The sequence below is a fragment of the Niastella yeongjuensis genome, from assembly GCF_900110245.1.
In the GTDB taxonomy this organism is placed as follows: domain Bacteria; phylum Bacteroidota; class Bacteroidia; order Chitinophagales; family Chitinophagaceae; genus Niastella; species Niastella yeongjuensis.
In genome coordinates, this window is sequence record NZ_FOCZ01000001.1 from 799,394 (window position 1) to 817,311 (window position 17,918).

The following is a 17,918-nucleotide window of genomic DNA, read 5'->3' on the forward strand; positions in this document are numbered from 1 at the left end:
ACTTTGAAATATTTCTATCTACCCATATACACCATCAGTATTTGAACATCGCTCGGATTTACACCGCTGATGCGACTCGCCTGACCTAATGTACGTGGTTTTATTTTTTTGAATTTCTGCAAGGCTTCATTCGATAAAGAAGTGATCTTGTTATAATCGAAATTTTCGGGGATCAACAGATCTTCGAGTTGATTCATTCTTTTTACAAGCTCCTTTTCTTTTTCGATGTATACATTGTATTTGATCTGAATATCAGCTTGCTCAATTACTTCATCAGTGAAACCTGTCAAGGCTTGTTGAATTTTTGGTAAGCCGGCAATCATAGCTTGCAGTGAAATATTTGGACGCAGCAGCAATTGAACAGCTTTTTGTTTTTGCGGTAATGGGGCAGAATTATTTTCAGCCAGGAATCCATCGGCTTCAGTTGGATCAAGAGAGATCTCTTTCAGGATATCTTTTACTTTTTCAACGCCTTCTCTTTTGCTGATCACTTTATCCATTCTGTCCTGGGAGGCCAGACCTAACCGATAACTTAATTCAGTCAAGCGAAGATCAGCATTATCCTGACGAAGGATGGTTCTGAATTCGGCCCGGCTCGTAAACATGCGGTACGGTTCTTCAGTTCCTTTACTGATGAGATCGTCGATTAAAACTCCGATGTAGGCATCGCTTCTTTTTAAAATAACGGGTTCTAATTCTTTTGCTTTTTGATGGGCGTTGATGCCGGCCATCAATCCCTGGCAAGCAGCTTCTTCATAACCGGTGGTTCCGTTTATTTGTCCGGCAAAGAATAGATTACTGATCAGTTTTGTTTCCAGTGAGTGATTCAACTGTGTTGGTGGAAAGTAATCATATTCGATGGCATACCCAGGTCGGAAGATGCGTACATTTTCGAAACCAGGAACCTGGCGTAAAGCTGCGTATTGTACTTCTTCAGGAAGGGAAGTTGAGAAACCATTTACATAGATCTCGACGGTATTCCAACCTTCGGGTTCTACAAAAAGCTGGTGTCTTTCCCTTTCAGCAAAGCGATTGATTTTGTCTTCGATGCTGGGACAATATCTGGGACCAACACCTTCAATTCGTCCTGCGTACATAGGACTCCTGTCGAAGCCGGTTTTTAAGATGTCGTGAACTTTCTGACTTGTATAGGTGATCCAGCAGCTTCTTTGTTCAGTTGGTTTTTTAGTATCGGTGTAAGAAAAGCCAACCATTTCTTCGTCGCCTTTTTGTTCTTCCATTTTACTATAATCCAGACTGCGTCCGTCGATCCGGGGAGGTGTTCCGGTTTTGAGGCGATCGCTTTCAAAGCCGAATTCAACGAGTTGTTCGGTGATGCCGGTGGCAGCTTTTTCAGCTACGCGTCCACCGCCGAATTGTTTTTCACCAATATGGATAATACCATTCAGAAAAGTACCGCTGGTAATCACTACTGATTTTGATGGAATTTCATGACCAAGACCAGTTACTACACCGCAGGCACGTCCATCTTTTATGATGAGTGAGCGGACCATATCCTGGTAGAAATCTACGTTGGGTGTTTTCTCCAACATTTCCCGCCAGGTAGCGGCAAATAACATGCGATCGTTTTGTGCGCGGGGGCTCCACATGGCTGGACCTTTTGAGAGGTTCAACATGCGAAACTGGATCATGCTGAGGTCGGTGACAATACCGGAGTATCCACCCATGGCATCGATCTCGCGAACAATTTGACCTTTGGCAATACCACCCATGGCTGGGTTACAACTCATTTGGGCAATGGTTTGCATGTTCATGGTTACTAAAAGAACCTTTGAACCAAGGTTGGCGGCGGCAGCGGCAGCTTCACAGCCGGCATGACCTGCGCCTACTACAATTACGTCATATTCTGGAAACATGGTGCAAAATTACAAGATGCTTGTCAAGGGGTAAAAAGAGAAAAACAGGACGGGGGCTGATTAGTTTAGAAAAGTACTTACTAATTGAATATTTAATTCTTTCCGGGGCTGGCTCTTTAAAGAACGTGAGAATTTAAGTCCAACTTACTATGTCATACAGCCGGAAGATTTTCAATCATGATTGAAGTATAGGTGAAATGATACCTCTCATTAGTTACCTACAGTTGCCTTGGTCTTCTTTATGTGTCATAGTTTAAGGCCTTAGTGATGTAGATTCCGGCCATACTGTTTGATTCACTGTTTATAATCCCGGGTTTAGGGTTGAGTATCCATGTTTCTTCCTGGGGAGTGACTTACCATTTCTGGTTTTCTTCTACATTTCTGAGGTTCTGATTTATCCAGGGTATGATCATATTCTTTATGTAGGAGTCTGTTCCCTCTTTCTTGAAGTACCTTTTTCATACCTTTTCTGGCGGTAAACTTAACCTGGGAAGTCTCTCCCCCTGCCCTTGTGTTTTTGTTTTGCTGCCTAATCTTCAAGGTAGGCACCCCTGAAAGAATCTGGATGGTATGTGATACTTCTGTCTGGTTTAACTGTAGGTTGCTTACACCTCTTTGGTTCCGGATTTTCCTTTCCTCTTTTCTTCCCCAACCCATGCCTTAACTGGGATAATCCACTAAGTCTCTTGTTCTTTTTCCAGTAGCATCTGTGATATTTTCTTCCCTAGGGAGTGAAACCTTTAAAATCTATACCTACATCTTTTCCTTTATGCCTTTTCATTTTTAACTGCGCGGTGTTTATCAGTACATTGACTCCTTATACTATTTGCTTTTTTACGGAACCCATGAGTGCTTCTATCAACGTTGTCAATCCTATAAACCCTTTCATCTCCTTCTGTTTTCAACACTTTTACGTTGCCTGAAGCTGCTTTCTTTTTCTGTTCCTCCGTGGAAAACCCTTGTTTCCACGGTCTGATGTTCCACGTGGAACCAATCCCCTTCTTTTACCCTATTGTTGATATTCAACCAGGTACTTGAAATGATATTTTATTCCCTATATAATCCTGGGGGATTGTATTCATAACCTGTAGTCCTTTTACCTTATTTGCCATTTCCTGGGACCCGTGGAAGAAACACTTAAGCCTTTGGATATCTATTCTTCTGATATAGGAACTTCGGCAATATGGGTCATCCTGCCCAGTAGACTTGTTAAAAGGAATAGTTTCAGGTGTATAAGCACACGCTTATAGGGATGAATATGGATTATGTCCCCCTACCCTTTGAGGTAAAGACCTTAAGGGATTTTGTTATTGATGTTTGGAAACACGCCTCATCCGGTTATCTATCCATGACTAATCTTAATGATTTATTGGTATATCTGGGTGCTGGTGGTATCATGGTGATAATCTGTATGGTGGACACATGTTCCTTACCATGCCTTTTTAGTCCTTATAGGAGAGGTTATCTACTTTAATTCAGAGGATAACTCGGCATTTCCCTCCCCGATTTTGACATGGGAAGTATATGTTTAGGCTATTGTAGGAAGGTACTTTATCAGGAAAGAGGTGTTCCTACCCTTATGGAGGATGGTTTTTCCTTGATCTTCTACCGGATCAGTCTTTTATAATTACCGGTGGTTATCCTTTTAAGAGATAGTATTCTTTTGCCCATGGATATATCCAAGGACACTTACAGGTAAGATTGACTTTATTTAGGGGGTTGAGAGAGAAGTCCTTTATAGAGGTGATACTTTAACTGACTTTCATTCTCCTACCCTTTGTATTTATACATGTATTGAAGTCTCCTATAGAGGGACTTTGTTATACCCCTCACTGAATTACCAATATGAATGCTTTTCTTTTATAACCGGTATTATCCAGGAAGTAGCAGTATGTCTCTATAGGTTCTTCAAAAGAGAGTTTTTTTAACTGTTACTGATTCTCCTTGTCATGACTTACCCTATAAAAGATACAGGTACTTAACCCTCCTTTGGGAGAACCCGTGATTTACTCGTTCGCTTATTTACCTGAGGGGTGCTTGTCTTTACTACCGGTTTGCTGTGTGGGATTGGGTCGGGTCTCATTAGTTACCTCTATGGGAGATTTTCCTTAGACAGTATTGACCTTTTCAGGGACTTTCCACAAGAAAGAAGGGGCTGGTTTCTATATATCTCCGGGATATACTGGGAGGAAAAGCCTTTTGTACTATGTAAAAGTCTTTCATTTAAAGGTCCTTCTTCGATCCTCTTTGTAAAGGTTATCCTTTTATGAGGACCTCGTGATGTAAGCCCTGTTTAAATAAGTCCGTTCGGTAGTAGTTCCTTACCCAATTGGGCTTCGATTTCTTTGCCTGGTAAAGGGCAATGTCGTTATCTCCGGGTCTATCTTTCTTAAGAGCGTGTTTAATATTAAGAGGTGGGTCTGTATCCTTGCTGGTCAGAACCTAGTTGGTTACTTAATCAACGAGGAATTCCCGTTTGATTTATAGGGTCCCTTATGTAAACCTTTATTCGGACCTATCCATTCGGCTGTGGGTCTTCCCATTATTTGTATTCATTTATCCTTGGGCTTATGGAGGGTGGCGTACCTATCTCGGGGTTTAACTTCCAAACAGGGGAGTTTAGCTATTGAAGAGTGAGTCTCCAGCTTTACTAACCAGGACTTGGTTGCTGATTAATAGTGCAACATGCTCCAGTTTGCACGCACTCCTGGACCTTGAGGGCCTCGAGTTAGATGGGTAAGAAACTATTCTAAACCTAAGTCCAATTTTAAGTTGGCTTTTGGGTACTTGTATCCTAAGGAGTACTTAAGGTTTTCTTAGGGTTATGCTAAGGAAAAAACCCAAGGATAACCCTAGGATGACCTTAGGATAACCTAAGGATGACCCTAGGATGGGTGATAGCTGAAAGTTGGTTAAAATTAAGTTTAGTATTGGAGGGTCATTCGAAGATGCCATTGCCAAAAGGGGAACAAAAACTGTTACCAATGTGGGTATGCATAGGGAAGAATAGTGGCGGTTATATTTGGGGGTAGCGGACTTGATTGCTTCTCTTTGTAGGATCAAGAAATGGTAGATATAGGTTAACAAGGACTTTGGGCGGAGGATATAGACTTACTATTAGAACTGGAGCCTAGGGAACCAATCTTCAGGATAGGCAGGGAAAGCAGGAAGATAAAAGGGATCAGTTTTGTTAATAGGATTTACCTGGGTACGACCTCCCAATTTAGCAAATTGGAGTTGCTCTTTCAGCACAGCACTTCCGGTGTTTATAGCTCTATACTAGGACTTAGCTTCTAAATAACCTGGGAGCTGGTTGTTAATAGACAATTTAGATTAGAAGTAGTTTATCTTATTTGATGGACAAGATCAACTGGAAATAAAAAGACCCGCAATTGATACATTGCGGGTCTTTATTAAGTGCAAGTGATTGTGGCTGATATCTGTGAAAAGTCATAGTTCCACGTGGAACACACTATTTGACTTTCGACAAGTAGTACTTCAGGTATTTGTCTTCAGCTTTTCGCATTAGTTGTTCTTCCTTACTTGATTTGTCTTTATACCCACAGAGGTGTAAGGCACCATGGAAAATCACACGTAATAACTCATGCTTAAAAGACACTTCATAGTTTTGCGCATTATCCCTAACCCGATCAACACTGATATAAATTTCCCCGGTAGTTGCCCTGGGACTTTCAGAAAGATCGAAGGTGATGATGTCGGTATAGTAGTTGTGATTCAGGTGTTCCTTATTTATCTGTAAAAGGTATTCATCTGAACAGAATATATACCGGAGTTGTTCCAATTTAGTCTTCTCCTTTTTGAACAGATCTCGGATCACCTCTTTAACCAGTGTTCGCTGGGTAAAGGTTATAGGTTCCAGAAAATGAAAATGAATGGGGGGAGTTGAATTATTCTTTGGCATTTTTCGAAATTCGTAACTGTCATTAATTAATACAAAGCTACATTTGTTGTCTATTGAATTATGAAACGATTATCAGAAATTGGAGCAGGAACAGTAGCCCGGATACTTTCTTTTGAAAATAACGACCTGTTTTTAAAGTTAATGGAAATGGGTTGTGTACCGGGTGAATTGGTTAAGGTAGAGCAGATTGCCCCCCTGGGTGATCCCATCTCAATAATTGTAGCTGGCTACAACCTCAGTCTACGATTGAATGAAGCCGATAATATATTTGTTGAAGAACTGGGAATCGCTTGATGCGGTTCCTTTTTCTTTTAGGATAAAATCAATTCCGCATCAAATATTGCGTGTGGTATCTAACTGAATTATACCAGTTGCCAGTTACTGGCTACCAGGATTTATAATTCAGCATTTCTTATTTTTTGTCGACACTTCGAACGTCAAGACCTGATACCAGGAACTGGAAACAGCTATCTGTTCCTTATACAAACTTTTGCTTCTTTCATCTAACATTCGCCACTGATCCCTCATCATTCATCTCACTAATCTGTTTCTTTGCAATTAATTAAGGAACTTAAAAAAGCGGGAATTATAAAGCAATGAAAGTCGGATTATACTTCGGATCGTTCAATCCCATTCACCATGGTCATTTGATCATTGCGAATTACATGTTACAAAATTCTGATCTCGATCAAATATGGCTGGTGGTGTCGCCGCAAAATCCATTCAAGCAATCGGCCAGTTTGTTGAATTCCTATAACCGGCTGAACCTGGTTCAACTCGCCATTGAAGGCGAACCGAAATTAAAAGCCAGCGATATTGAATTTCGTTTGCCACAACCATCGTACACCGTGAATACATTGGCCTATTTACAGGAAAAATATCCAACACATCAGTTCGCTATTATTATGGGCAGCGACAGTTTTGAAAACCTGGCCAAATGGAAAAACTATGAGTTCATTCTGCAGCACTGCCCTATCTATGTATACCGCCGGCCAGGCCACGAAGTGATCAACACTTTTAAAAACGCTACTATCAATATTCTGGATGCGCCGCTGCTGCAAATCTCCGCCACCCATATTCGCAACAATATAAAACAGGGAAATTCTATACGCTACCTGGTGCCAGATAAAGTGCTTGAAGAAATAAATAGAAACGGGTACTATCGATAACGGATAAACGAAGTAATACCATGCAACACAGCTGCTTATTATAAATTGATTAAAGCGGCGGTCAATTCAATAATTCTCCAAATATTTGTAAGGTTAAATCCGGTTACCCAAATAATAACATGAGAAAATATTTGAATGTAATCATATTATGAAAAATAATATTGTAACCTTTTGCCTGCTCCTGATCGTTGGGTCTGTATCAGCACAAAACATTGATCACCGGTTGCAGCAAAAAATTCAGGAAACAGTAAAAGGGTTGGATGGCGATATTGGCGTGTATGTAAAAAATCTGCGAACGGGAAAAATGGCTGCCTTCAATGCCGATACCATTTTTCCAACCGCCAGCATGGTGAAGGTTACCATATTAATAGGTATTGAGGATAAGATTGAAAAAGGTGAATTGGATTATCATCAGCAACTTGAATACAGAGACTCTTTATTTTACGCCGGGGAAGATATTCTCGGTTCTTTCAAAAATGGAGAGAAAATAGGTTTGCACAAAGTGATGATGTTGAGTTTAACCACCAGTGACAACACCGCCAGTTTGTGGTTGCAAAGTTTGGCCGGCAATGGAACCCGCATCAACCAAATTCTCGATTCGTTGGGACTGGTAAATACCCGGGTGAATTCAAGAACGCCCGGCCGGGAGGCCAGCCGCCAGCAATATGGTTGGGCGCAAACCACTCCCCGCGAAATGGGAACGCTGATGGAAAAAATCTACAACGGTGAAGTGATCAGTAAAAAGGCTGGCGAAAAAATGATCCGGTTACTGGGAAGAAATTATAATGATGAACAAGCGATCGCGGAAATTCCACCGTACATATTTGTGGCCTCCAAAAATGGTTGTGTAAATGCATCGCGCAGTGAAATACTTTTGGTGATGGCGCCACATGGCCCGTATATTTTTTCAGTAGAAACAAAAAATCTGAAGGACCAACGTTGGGACAACTCAAATGAAGCCTGGCTACTGACCCGGAAATTGTCTGCCCTGTGTTGGAATTATTTTGAACCCCGATCGCGCTGGAAACCATTATTATAAGACGTCGAAGTGTTACACATTGCCTAACTTGTGATTTTTTTGGATGATGAATAATTGCGAATGATTCTTCTGCGCCATATACCTTTTTTGAAAGCGGTCTTTTTACATAGTGTATCTGCCTTTGGCGGACCGCAGGGCCATTTTGGAATGGTGATGAAAACTTTCGTTCATCGCCGGCATGATGTTACCGAACAGGAATTATTGGAATACAATTCTTTTTGCCAGCTGCTGCCCGGCGCTTCTTCTACCCAGGTACTAACCCTGATAGGTTATAAGCGTGGCGGTATTCCGCTGGCCATTCTTACCCTGGCTATCTGGATTGCGCCAGCCTGTATTTTGATGGGCGCCTTTTCTTTTCTGCTCGAATTTTTTGACAGCAAATCAATGAGCGAGGGAATTTTCAAATTCATTCAGCCGATGGCCGTGGGTTTTCTGGCTTTTGCCGCCACCCGGTCTTTCCGGCTCGCCATACATAATAATATTACCCGGGTAATTATGGTGGTAAGTAGCATTACCACTTACCTGCTTTTCAAATCACCCTGGATCTTTCCCATCTTGTTGGTGATTGGTGGGTTTGTCACCAACCTGAGTGATAAACGAATTCCCGAAAAAGCCCAGCCCGTTAAAAAAATAAAATGGGGGAACATCTGGCTGTTTGCCATTATATTTTTGACAGCGGGGATTGTCAGTGAAATGGCCCGTAAAAATGACTGGCCCAATCGTCGCCCGTTGAACCTGTTCGAAAATAATTATCGTTTCGGAAGTCTGGTGTTTGGCGGCGGACAGGTACTTATCCCCATGATGTATGAGCAATATGTTGAACGTCCCAAGTCGCCGGTAGTAATAAGAAAGAACCTGAATAAAAAAGGAAATGTGATCAGCATCGAGCGCAACGATTTTTATACCGGTGCCGGTATGGTTCGGGCGATGCCTGGTCCTGTATTTTCAGTCGCTTCTTTTATGGGTGGAACGGCCATGAAAGACAAAGGCACTACCTGGCAAATACTGGGTTGCTTAATTGGGTCCGTTGCTATTTTTTTACCGAGTGCCTTATTAGTGCTTTTTTTCTTTCCCATCTGGCACAACCTGCAACGTTATGTAATTGTATACCGGGCACTTGAAGGCATCAATGCTGTAGTGGTGGGTATAATGGTGGCCGGTACTATCTATATGATGCGCGATGTTTCGGTGATCGGTTTTCATACCGTTAGTATGGTGAACCTGGTCGTTATAGCCGGAACCTGGGCCATGCTCACTTTTACAAAACTCCCCTCTCCTGTTATAGTAATGATCTGTTTACTGCTCGGTTGGGTATTCCATTTATAATGGCTTAAACACATATGGTTTTCTATTATTTCTGCCTGAATTATAAAATTGGGGATGCGCGCCATTTTTTGTAAATTACACTAGAGCTATGCTGCAGCTATTTGAATGTTATGAGGCGCATTCTACTATATTGCTTCCTGCTTGTTTTTATCTCCGGGCCACTGTATGCACAAAAAGTACTCTCGATAAAATTAGATGCAACTATAAACCCGGCCACTGCAGATTTTATTCACCGGGCCATTGAAGTAGCTCAAAAAGAGCGGGCAACCTGTTTACTCATTCATCTCAACACACCTGGCGGATTGTTACAAAGCACCCGTATTATTGTGAGCGATATCCTCGAATCGTCCGTGCCTGTTGTTGTATATGTTTCACCTGGTGGTGCGCATGCAGGTTCAGCCGGGGTATTCATTACTATGGCAGCACACATTGCAGCCATGGCGCCGGGAACCAATATTGGCGCAGCTCACCCGGTTGTTGCCCAGGGACAAATGGATACCATCATGAGTGCAAAGGCTACGAACGATGCCATGGCCTTTATAAGATCCATTGCAAAGAAGCGCGAACGAAATGCCAACTGGGGAGCTCAGGCAGTAAGCAATAGTGTGTCACTTACAGAAACGGAAGCGTTGGAAAATAATGTCATCAACTTAATAGCATCCAACGAACAGGAACTACTAAATAAGATAGATGGTAAAAGTGTTACCGTTAGTTCAGGAACAGTAATACTACAAACAAAACATGCAACGATACAATCACTCGAAATGGGTTGGGGCGAAAAAATGCTGAACATATTGAGTGACCCCAATGTAGCATACATCTTATTCTTACTTGGGTTATACGGACTCATCTTTGAACTGTACAGCCCGGGCGCTATATTCCCCGGTATCATCGGCGGTATTTGTATGATCCTTGCTTTGTATACCATGCATACCTTACCAGTGAACTATGCAGGACTGGCGCTGATTGTTTTTGGGATCATCTTATTTCTGCTTGAAATAAAAATTGTAAGTCATGGCTTGCTGGCCATAGGTGGCGTGATCTCTTTACTACTTGGTTCCATGATGCTCATACGAACTGGTGAAACGACAGCTGTAGCCGGTCTTTCATGGACGGTGATCATAACGGCAGTTGGAATTACTACCCTCTTTTTTCTGTTTGTTGTAGGATTGGGTTTGAAAGCACAACGTGCAAAACCAGCCATGGGATTGGAAGCTATGGTTGGGGAAATTGGTCAGTCGTTAAGTGAATTAAATCCCGGTGGTACAGTGCGTATGCATGGTGAAATATGGAAAGCCATTTCATCTGCCGGACTAATTCCCGAAGGAAAAAAAGTGATCGTAACGGGAATTTTGAATCTTACGCTGCAGGTGGAAGCCTATCATGAATCGTCAGTATAAACTTATTTCATATGAATGCTATACCAATTTCAGCTTCGGCAATTGTTATTGTATTGTTCGCGGTGTTTGTATTGTCAAGCGCCATTCGCATCTTACGCGAATATGAACGTGGTGTTGTTTTCCGCTTAGGTCGACTGCTTTCAGTACGTGGCCCGGGACTTATTATATTAATACCGGTGATTGATAAAATGGTGAAAGTAAGTTTGCGCACGGTAGTGATGGATGTGCCACCACAGGATATCATCACAGAGGATAACGTATCTATAAAAGTAAATGCGGTTGTATACTTCCGCGTGTTACAACCACAAAAAGCTATTATAGAAGTAGAGAATTATCTCATTGCCACTTCACAATTCTCACAAACAACATTGCGTAGTGTATTGGGGCAATCGGAACTGGATGACCTGCTTTCGCAACGTGAAAAGATAAATCAGAAACTGCAACAGATCATAGATACGCATACCGAGCCATGGGGCATCAAAGTATCGAATGTGGAAGTAAAGCAAATAGACCTGCCGCAGGAAATGCAGCGCGCCATGGCCAAACAGGCAGAAGCAGAACGGGAGCGGCGTTCAAAGATAATTGCTGCTGAAGGGGAATACCAGGCCTCACAACGCCTGGCCGATGCGGCCCGCATTTTAAGTGATCAACCCAGTGCACTTACTTTGCGCTATCTTCAAACCCTGCGGGAAATTGCCACGGAGAATAATTCAACAACTATATTCCCGGTGCCGATTGATTTAGTAAAGCCATTTTTGAACCTGGATAAGAGTACCTGATAGAAATATTTATGAACACGTTAGTACGAGGGAGTGTGCTAACTGTTTATAATTAAAAGAATTAGTTATATGATAAGGAGAAAAAAGGGTAAGAAAATTTCTTTTAAAAAGATCGGTAAACAGGAAACTGTTATTAAAAACAGAAGTACCTGCAAAGGATACTTTATTTGCTTAAAGCGGGCCAATGAAACACTTGCAAAACTCGATCTGACCGATTTTATTAATAATCCCCATAAGTATGTATTGACCTCCCAATAGTCATTTCCCATTATTTTCCTTTCGTAAACAGTTGCATATTCTTTTATTAAATGCATTCTATGCCCTAACTTCATAATGGTATTTTGTACCATTAATCAGTATTGCTTACCGCCGGTCGCTTGCCAGCGTAATTATATTAAAAGTTAGAAGAAAACCGGACCATGAGTGCAGAACATCAACGACTTGCGGCAAATTCCACAAGGAAGATACCTTTGGAACAATGGGGACCGTATTTAAGTGAACGCCAATGGGGAACTGTAAGGGAAGACTTTAGTCCAAATAGTGATGCCTGGAATTATCTTACCCATGATCAGGCTCGTTTTCGTGCCTATAGATGGGGTGAAGATGGCATTGCAGGAATTTCCGATTTCTTTCAAAACCTGTGTTTCGCCATTACTGTATGGAATGGAAAGGACTCCATTTTGAAAGAACGCCTGTTTGGTCTTGGCAATTATGAAGGTAACCATGGTGAAGATGTAAAGGAGTTGTATTACTACCTCGATAATTTGCCTACGCATTACTACATGGAGTATTTGTATAAATACCCACAGCAGAAATTCCCATACGACGACCTGCTGGCTGTAAACCGCCAACGCTCACGCACAGAACCGGAATATGAGATCCTCGATACGGGCATCTTTAATAACAATGAATATTTTGATGTACAGGTAACCTACGCCAAACACAACTCGAAGGATATCTCCATCAAGATCCATATCCATAACCATCATACCAAATCGGCCGAAATAACGCTGTTGCCTACCCTATGGTTTTACAATCGCTGGAGCCACGACTCTTCGAAGAAAAAGCCATCCATCTCCTGGCGTGATAAAAACTCGGTAAAAGCAACACATCCCCGGTTAGGTACTTACTACCTGTATTTTCAAACACCACATAATATTCTCTTTACCGAGAATGAAACCAACTTTGAAAAGGTAAATGGCAAACCCAATTTATCGCCTTTTACCAAAGATGCGTTTCATGGCGCTATCATTAAAGGCGAAAATGTGGAAGCCTTGCGTCAAAAGAAATCGGGAACCAAGTTTGCCCCGGTATATAAACTCCGCATTCAGGGCGGCCGTTCAGAAACTATTCACCTGCGGCTGAGCAGTAAAACTGTGGATAATCCTTTTGCTCCGGGCTTTGAAGACATTTATACCCAGCGTAAACAGGAAGCTGATGAGTTTTATGGCAAAGTATTGCAAAATACCACCACACCCGGACTGGCAAAAATTCAACGCCGGGCGCTGGCCGGCTTGTTATGGAGCAAACAGTATTACCATTTCGATATAGAAAAATGGCTCACCAATGGTGACGGTCTTACCCCGCCAACCCCTGGCCGGTTAACAGGCCGTAACCACGACTGGAAACACCTTAAGAACCAGGATATTATCTGTATGCCCGATAAATGGGAATACCCCTGGTACGCAGCCTGGGATCTGGCTTTTCAGTGTATACCTATGGCTATGGTTGACCCCGTGTTTGCCAAGCACCAGCTTACGCTTATTATGCGGGAATGGTATATGAAACCCGATGGCCAGTTGCCTGCCTACGAATGGAACTTCAGTGATGTGAACCCACCGGTGCAGGCCTGGGCTGCCATGGAAGTATACCGTATTGAAAAACAACAAACCGGTAAGGGAGACATCCCCTTCCTGAAACGCATCTTCCAAAAGCTCATCATCAATTTCACCTGGTGGATAAACCGGAAAGATTCCAACGGGAACAACATGTTCCAGGGTGGTTTCCTTGGCCTGGATAACATCGGGGTGTTTAACCGCAGTCACCTGGCGCATACCGATATGGAACTGGAGCAGGCTGATGGCACCAGCTGGATGGGGATGTATGCATTGAACATGATGGATATGGCATTGGAAATTGCCATGCACGATATTTCATTTGAAGACACCGCCACCAAATTCTTTGAGCATTTCGTATTGATTGCTGAGGCGCTGAATGAACAGGGTATGTGGAACCAGGAGGATAAATTCTTCTATGATACATTATCCATTGCCGGTTCTGAACCTTTGCATTTGCGCATCTTTTCCATTGTTGGACTGACATCGCTTTTTGCAGTATCCACCATTGAAAAGCGAATGCTGGATAAACTCGGTGACTTCAATAAACGGATCACCTGGTTTGAGGAGTACCGCAAGAAAAATAATAAGTACTGGCCGAATGAAGAAAGACATGATGGAAAAAGTACTCTATTGTCACTGGTGCCAAAAGAAAGAGTGGTGTTCCTGTTACAGCGGTTGTTGGATGAAACACAGTTCCTCGCGCCGTGGGGTATACGCGCTTTATCCAAGTACCACGAAGCGCATCCCTTCTCGGTGACCATCAGGGGTATTGAATATAAGATCCAATATGAACCGGGCGATTCTACCTCTGATATGTTTGGCGGTAATTCAAACTGGCGCGGTCCGTTATGGATGCCTATCAATTATATCATCATTCAATCTATACGCCACTTTGGTGAATTTTATGGAAATGAACTCGAAGTGGAATGTCCCATTGGTTCAGGCAATAAAATGAATTTGGTACAGGTAGCAGAAGAATTGTCGCGCCGCCTGATCACGTTGTTTCAACCTAACCAACACGGCAAACGTCCGGCTCATGGCGCTTACAGCTGGTTCTATCAACGTTCTGAAAATGCCGATCTCATTTTATTCTATGAATATTTTCATGGAGAAACCGGTGCAGGATTAGGCGCCAGTCATCAAACAGGTTGGACCGCCCTGATAGCTGAACTGGTACATTCACTAACACCCACATCTACAGCAAAATAATAGTATTCAAATAGGATTAAGCCCCGATGAGCCATAACTATCGGGGCTTTTTTGCGTTCCCCACCCAGCCCCATGGCATAAACATTGCAAAACTGTTAGCGTACAGTCACATATTGTATACATAAAAGGATAGCTATGAAGAAATTAGTTCTGGTAGTTCCGGCTGTTCTTTTGGTATTCGCAACAGTCTTTGCTCAGAACGATTCTGCAAGCCTAACTCGCGATACATTACCCTTACAACAGCCGGACAAAAAAGAGAAACCAGGAAAGGTGTATAAGTTAAACCTGGGTGTAGATATACCGGTGACGGCTATAGGTACCGGATGGTCATTATACGCGTTCTCAAAAATTTACAGTAAAGATCCATCAGATCCTGAAACTATTTCGGGGTTGACAAAAAGCAATGTGAATGCTTTTGATCGCTGGGCCATACGGCCCTATAACAAGAAGGTGGATCAACTTAGCTATATACCTTTTTATGCATCGATGCCGATGCCGATTGCCTTTTTGTTTGATAAGAATATGAGAAAGGATTTTGCGAAGTTGTCGTTCCTGTATCTGGAGGCCATGTCGATAACCGGCATACTATATACAGGATCAACTTATTTTACAAACAGATACCGGCCTTATGTATACAGTGAAGAAACACCATTGGATTACCGCACCCGCGGCGGCGGCAAGAATTCATTTTATGCAGGGCACGTGGCATTGGTAGCCACTTCCACTTTCTTTTATGCACAGGTATATGCAGACTATCATCCAGACTCAAAAGCCAAATGGGTGTTTTATGGATTGGCAACTGCAGCTACCGGCTATACCGCCTATATGCGGCATCGCGGTGGACTGCATTTCCCTTCAGATATCTTGCTTGGGACACTGCAAGGTACCCTGACCGGTTTACTGGTGCCCCGGCTGCACAGAACCAAATGGATCAAAAATCCAAACCTCACCATTTTACCATTTACCGGCCAATCGAATGGGCTAGCGGTTCTGTATAAATTATAAGCGGGAATTTTACATTACTGAAAACTCAATAGGAAATTCTACAATCCCCGACACGTTTGTAAGCGCGTTGGGGAATAATTCCAACGCCATGAAGACTTCGGTGGGCACTTCAAATGGTGGTCTGATGTTCCATCGGGCTGCGGGAAGAAATCCGAATTTTGGAAAATAGAATTCATGACCAAAAACAAAAACAGCGGTGTAACCCAGATCAGCAGCTTTCTGTAAACCGGTAGTGATCAGTTTAGCACCAATTCCTTGTTTTTGATATCCCGGATGTACTACCATCGATATTAAACCCAGGCTTTGATAATGGTAGTCGCCATTTGTGATAGTGATTTCGGAAAATAAAATATATCCGATTAATTTATCATCTGAATAAGCCACTAATGATAACTCAGGAATAAAATGGGATCCCTGGCGCACTTGATCAACTAGTCTGGCTTCATTCTCCTGCTCAAATACTAATGTATTGAGTTCATAAATCTCATCTATGTCGGCCGGTTGCTCAGGCCGTATTGAAATGTTCATTGTATTGGCATTACATATGTTATTATACAAATTACGAACCACTCTGTTGGCATGTCTTGAACAAACAACTACGACTGTTACTATATAAGATAACGCAAAGCCGTGATAAGTTGTATGTGAAAAATCAAGATTTTGTTAAGGGTTAGCAAATGCATGTATATATACGAGATGTAAGCTGATTTGGTTTCTATACAACAAACTACAAGAGGCATTTATAATTCCAAAGCAACTATTGATCTGGAGTAATCGTATTGTAAGTCTTCATGCAGGTTCAGTAAAGTTTTATTGATCTTCTCTAACTGACCTTTATACAAGTTGGTAATAAGGGCATTTTTTTGAATGGGAATACCTGCTTCTTTTATCGACTGCAGAAAATAGATCAACAATTCAACGGTTGCCTGAGCCGAACCGGTATACCGGATGTGTTTATTGATGATGCGAAGAATTTTGCGCAGTGTTTTCTTTACGAAATATAAATTGTTGTGGTTGATTTGTGCAAATTCCTCATCTATTTCTTTTTTAACTGATTGCACAAAACCCTGTTCATCGTGCGCTTCAAATAGCAGATACGTTAATAACTCTTTGTTTTCCTTTTTATATTTTGCCAGCCGCAGGCACAGTTCCGTTAACTCTGTAGCGGGCATATTTAATAATTCCTGTTTTAGTTCATGAACGGTAGCGCTTCTCATAGTTGCAAAAATATTGAATTTGGGCAGGTCACTTTACAAACCGCCACCCAGGTAAGGTAATCCGTATGTTATTGAAATAGTTCAAAACGTTGCTGCATTTCGACCACCGTAGTGGGATATCCCAGTTCATTCATTAGTGTGGCCAGGTCGGGCACATCTTTTACTGTTGCCTGCCGTATAATAATTGTATTATTGTTCATGATAGTTTAAAAGTACTCATAAAAAATACAATTACCTTTGCCCTCTAATTGTAATCATGTCAACACTTACCATCACCACCATACAAAGCAATTTGCATTGGGAAGATAAAGCTGCCAACCTGCAACAATTTGAAGCAAAGATCCGTGAGCTGCAGCAGCGGACCGAAGTGGTTATTCTCCCCGAAATGTTCAGCACTGGTTTTAGCATGAATGCGGAAAAGCTGGCTGAAAAAATGGATGGCCCCACGGTGACCTGGATGAAGAAACTGTCGGCAGAAAGAAAGATCATCCTAACCGGTAGTTTGATCATTGAAGAGGCGGGAAATTATTACAACCGGCTGATATGGATGCTGCCTAATGGCCAATACGGGTATTACGACAAACGGCACCTGTTTGCCTATGCTCAGGAAGACCAGCATTACTCGGCTGGCAATAAAAGATTAATTGCGTCTGTAAAAGGCTGGAGGATCAATTTGCTGGTTTGTTACGACCTGCGTTTCCCGGTATGGAGCAGGCAAAAACCAGCCGCCAGTTCGCTGGCCGACCTGGTTGCCTCGGAATTGGAAGCCCGCGATTTGCCCATGCCGCCGCCTGAAGAGGCCGGTTCATCCATCATGGATACCGCGCCTGAATACGATGTGCTGATCTATGTGGCTAACTGGCCCGAAAGACGGAACCATGCCTGGAAAACCTTATTACAGGCAAGGGCCATAGAAAATCAATGTTATGTAGTTGGTGTGAACCGCGTAGGAACCGATGGCTTGGGGCATTATTATAGCGGGGATAGCATGGTCATTGATGCCATGGGAGCGCCCGTATATACCAAAGCGCATGACGAAGATATTTTCACCATCACCCTTCAAAAAGACTCCCTGGAAGAAGTACGGAATAAATTACCATTCCTGAAAGACGCAGATAGATTTATTTTAGCATAAAA

15 protein-coding genes are annotated in these 17,918 nt (G+C 42.4%); 10 read left to right on the plus strand and 5 right to left on the minus strand.

Going from position 1 to position 17,918, the window contains the following annotated elements; translation table 11 throughout:
• Nucleotides 1-14 precede the first annotated feature (14 nt).
• Together mnmG and ybeY are read right to left on the minus strand one after the other, a co-directional pair.
• The gene (gene mnmG, locus BMX95_RS03650) at nucleotides 15-1,877 is read right to left on the minus strand and encodes a tRNA uridine-5-carboxymethylaminomethyl(34) synthesis enzyme MnmG (protein ID WP_081198783.1); all 1,863 of its coding nucleotides are present in this window, start codon (nucleotides 1,875-1,877) and stop codon (nucleotides 15-17) included.
• A gap of 3,472 nt (nucleotides 1,878-5,349) precedes the next feature.
• The gene (gene ybeY / locus BMX95_RS03660; RefSeq protein WP_081198781.1) at nucleotides 5,350-5,799 is read right to left on the minus strand and encodes an rRNA maturation RNase YbeY; all 450 of its coding nucleotides are present in this window, start codon (nucleotides 5,797-5,799) and stop codon (nucleotides 5,350-5,352) included.
• Nucleotides 5,800-5,859: 60 nt separating this feature from the next.
• Here ybeY and BMX95_RS03665 point away from each other — a divergent pair, with 60 nt between their 5' ends.
• From BMX95_RS03665 to BMX95_RS03705, 9 genes are all read left to right on the plus strand, one after another.
• Nucleotides 5,860-6,093 carry a FeoA family protein gene (locus tag BMX95_RS03665; protein ID WP_014222468.1) on the plus strand — a complete coding sequence of 78 codons (234 nt, stop codon included), beginning with the start codon at nucleotides 5,860-5,862 and terminating at the stop codon, nucleotides 6,091-6,093.
• Nucleotides 6,094-6,395: 302 nt separating this feature from the next.
• Entirely contained in the window at nucleotides 6,396-6,968 is a 573-nt protein-coding gene (nadD, locus tag BMX95_RS03670; RefSeq protein WP_081198780.1) for a nicotinate (nicotinamide) nucleotide adenylyltransferase, read from the plus strand.
• Nucleotides 6,969-7,116: 148 nt separating this feature from the next.
• Nucleotides 7,117-8,007: a serine hydrolase gene (locus BMX95_RS03675; protein ID WP_081198779.1), complete on the plus strand. Its 891-nt coding sequence runs from the start codon at nucleotides 7,117-7,119 to the stop codon at nucleotides 8,005-8,007.
• A gap of 60 nt (nucleotides 8,008-8,067) precedes the next feature.
• Entirely contained in the window at nucleotides 8,068-9,333 is a 1,266-nt protein-coding gene (locus tag BMX95_RS03680; protein ID WP_081198778.1) for a chromate transporter, read from the plus strand.
• A gap of 110 nt (nucleotides 9,334-9,443) precedes the next feature.
• On the plus strand, nucleotides 9,444-10,733 hold the full coding sequence (locus BMX95_RS03685; protein WP_081198777.1) for an NfeD family protein: 1,290 nt from the start codon (nucleotides 9,444-9,446) through the stop codon (nucleotides 10,731-10,733).
• Between the two features lie 11 nt (nucleotides 10,734-10,744).
• Nucleotides 10,745-11,512: a slipin family protein gene (locus BMX95_RS03690; protein ID WP_081198776.1), complete on the plus strand. Its 768-nt coding sequence runs from the start codon at nucleotides 10,745-10,747 to the stop codon at nucleotides 11,510-11,512.
• A 69-nt stretch (nucleotides 11,513-11,581) separates the two neighbouring features.
• Entirely contained in the window at nucleotides 11,582-11,770 is a 189-nt protein-coding gene (locus tag BMX95_RS03695) for a hypothetical protein (RefSeq protein ID WP_081198775.1), read from the plus strand.
• 161 nt (nucleotides 11,771-11,931) lie between these two features.
• Nucleotides 11,932-14,559 carry an MGH1-like glycoside hydrolase domain-containing protein gene (locus BMX95_RS03700; RefSeq protein WP_081198774.1) on the plus strand — a complete coding sequence of 876 codons (2,628 nt, stop codon included), beginning with the start codon at nucleotides 11,932-11,934 and terminating at the stop codon, nucleotides 14,557-14,559.
• Nucleotides 14,560-14,694: 135 nt separating this feature from the next.
• Complete coding sequence (locus BMX95_RS03705; RefSeq protein ID WP_081198773.1) at nucleotides 14,695-15,564, plus strand: phosphatase PAP2 family protein; 870 nt, start codon at nucleotides 14,695-14,697, stop codon at nucleotides 15,562-15,564.
• Between the two features lie 9 nt (nucleotides 15,565-15,573).
• On the opposite strand, the gene BMX95_RS03710 is transcribed toward BMX95_RS03705, so the two are convergent.
• The 3 genes from BMX95_RS03710 to BMX95_RS35620 all read right to left on the minus strand — a co-directional run bounded on the left by BMX95_RS03710 (nucleotide 15,574) and on the right by BMX95_RS35620 (nucleotide 16,981).
• On the minus strand, nucleotides 15,574-16,092 hold the full coding sequence (locus BMX95_RS03710) for a GNAT family N-acetyltransferase (RefSeq protein WP_081198772.1): 519 nt from the start codon (nucleotides 16,090-16,092) through the stop codon (nucleotides 15,574-15,576).
• 212 nt (nucleotides 16,093-16,304) lie between these two features.
• On the minus strand, nucleotides 16,305-16,781 hold the full coding sequence (locus BMX95_RS03715) for a hypothetical protein (RefSeq protein WP_081198771.1): 477 nt from the start codon (nucleotides 16,779-16,781) through the stop codon (nucleotides 16,305-16,307).
• A 68-nt stretch (nucleotides 16,782-16,849) separates the two neighbouring features.
• Nucleotides 16,850-16,981: a hypothetical protein gene (locus BMX95_RS35620; RefSeq protein WP_262493562.1), complete on the minus strand. Its 132-nt coding sequence runs from the start codon at nucleotides 16,979-16,981 to the stop codon at nucleotides 16,850-16,852.
• A 56-nt stretch (nucleotides 16,982-17,037) separates the two neighbouring features.
• Here BMX95_RS35620 and BMX95_RS03720 point away from each other — a divergent pair, with 56 nt between their 5' ends.
• The gene (locus BMX95_RS03720) at nucleotides 17,038-17,916 is read left to right on the plus strand and encodes a nitrilase family protein (protein WP_081198770.1); all 879 of its coding nucleotides are present in this window, start codon (nucleotides 17,038-17,040) and stop codon (nucleotides 17,914-17,916) included.
• The last annotated feature ends 2 nt before the right edge of the window (nucleotides 17,917-17,918 follow it).

What these genes read in the sequence shown, in the direction of transcription:
- BMX95_RS03675 (WP_081198779.1), top strand. Translation starts at nt 7,117, where the DNA reads ATGAAAAATAATATTGTAACCTTTTGCCTGCTCCTGATCGTTGGGTCT.
- BMX95_RS03715 (WP_081198771.1), bottom strand. Translation starts at nt 16,781, where the DNA reads ATGAGAAGCGCTACCGTTCATGAACTAAAACAGGAATTATTAAATATG.
- BMX95_RS03705 (WP_081198773.1), top strand. Translation starts at nt 14,695, where the DNA reads ATGAAGAAATTAGTTCTGGTAGTTCCGGCTGTTCTTTTGGTATTCGCA.
- BMX95_RS03680 (WP_081198778.1), top strand. Translation starts at nt 8,068, where the DNA reads ATGATTCTTCTGCGCCATATACCTTTTTTGAAAGCGGTCTTTTTACAT.
- ybeY (WP_081198781.1), bottom strand. Translation starts at nt 5,799, where the DNA reads ATGCCAAAGAATAATTCAACTCCCCCCATTCATTTTCATTTTCTGGAA.
- BMX95_RS35620 (WP_262493562.1), bottom strand. Translation starts at nt 16,981, where the DNA reads ATGAACAATAATACAATTATTATACGGCAGGCAACAGTAAAAGATGTG.
- BMX95_RS03665 (WP_014222468.1), top strand. Translation starts at nt 5,860, where the DNA reads ATGAAACGATTATCAGAAATTGGAGCAGGAACAGTAGCCCGGATACTT.
- BMX95_RS03720 (WP_081198770.1), top strand. Translation starts at nt 17,038, where the DNA reads ATGTCAACACTTACCATCACCACCATACAAAGCAATTTGCATTGGGAA.
- BMX95_RS03710 (WP_081198772.1), bottom strand. Translation starts at nt 16,092, where the DNA reads ATGAACATTTCAATACGGCCTGAGCAACCGGCCGACATAGATGAGATT.
- BMX95_RS03700 (WP_081198774.1), top strand. Translation starts at nt 11,932, where the DNA reads ATGAGTGCAGAACATCAACGACTTGCGGCAAATTCCACAAGGAAGATA.
- BMX95_RS03685 (WP_081198777.1), top strand. Translation starts at nt 9,444, where the DNA reads ATGAGGCGCATTCTACTATATTGCTTCCTGCTTGTTTTTATCTCCGGG.
- BMX95_RS03695 (WP_081198775.1), top strand. Translation starts at nt 11,582, where the DNA reads ATGATAAGGAGAAAAAAGGGTAAGAAAATTTCTTTTAAAAAGATCGGT.
- BMX95_RS03690 (WP_081198776.1), top strand. Translation starts at nt 10,745, where the DNA reads ATGAATGCTATACCAATTTCAGCTTCGGCAATTGTTATTGTATTGTTC.
- nadD (WP_081198780.1), top strand. Translation starts at nt 6,396, where the DNA reads ATGAAAGTCGGATTATACTTCGGATCGTTCAATCCCATTCACCATGGT.
- mnmG (WP_081198783.1), bottom strand. Translation starts at nt 1,877, where the DNA reads ATGTTTCCAGAATATGACGTAATTGTAGTAGGCGCAGGTCATGCCGGC.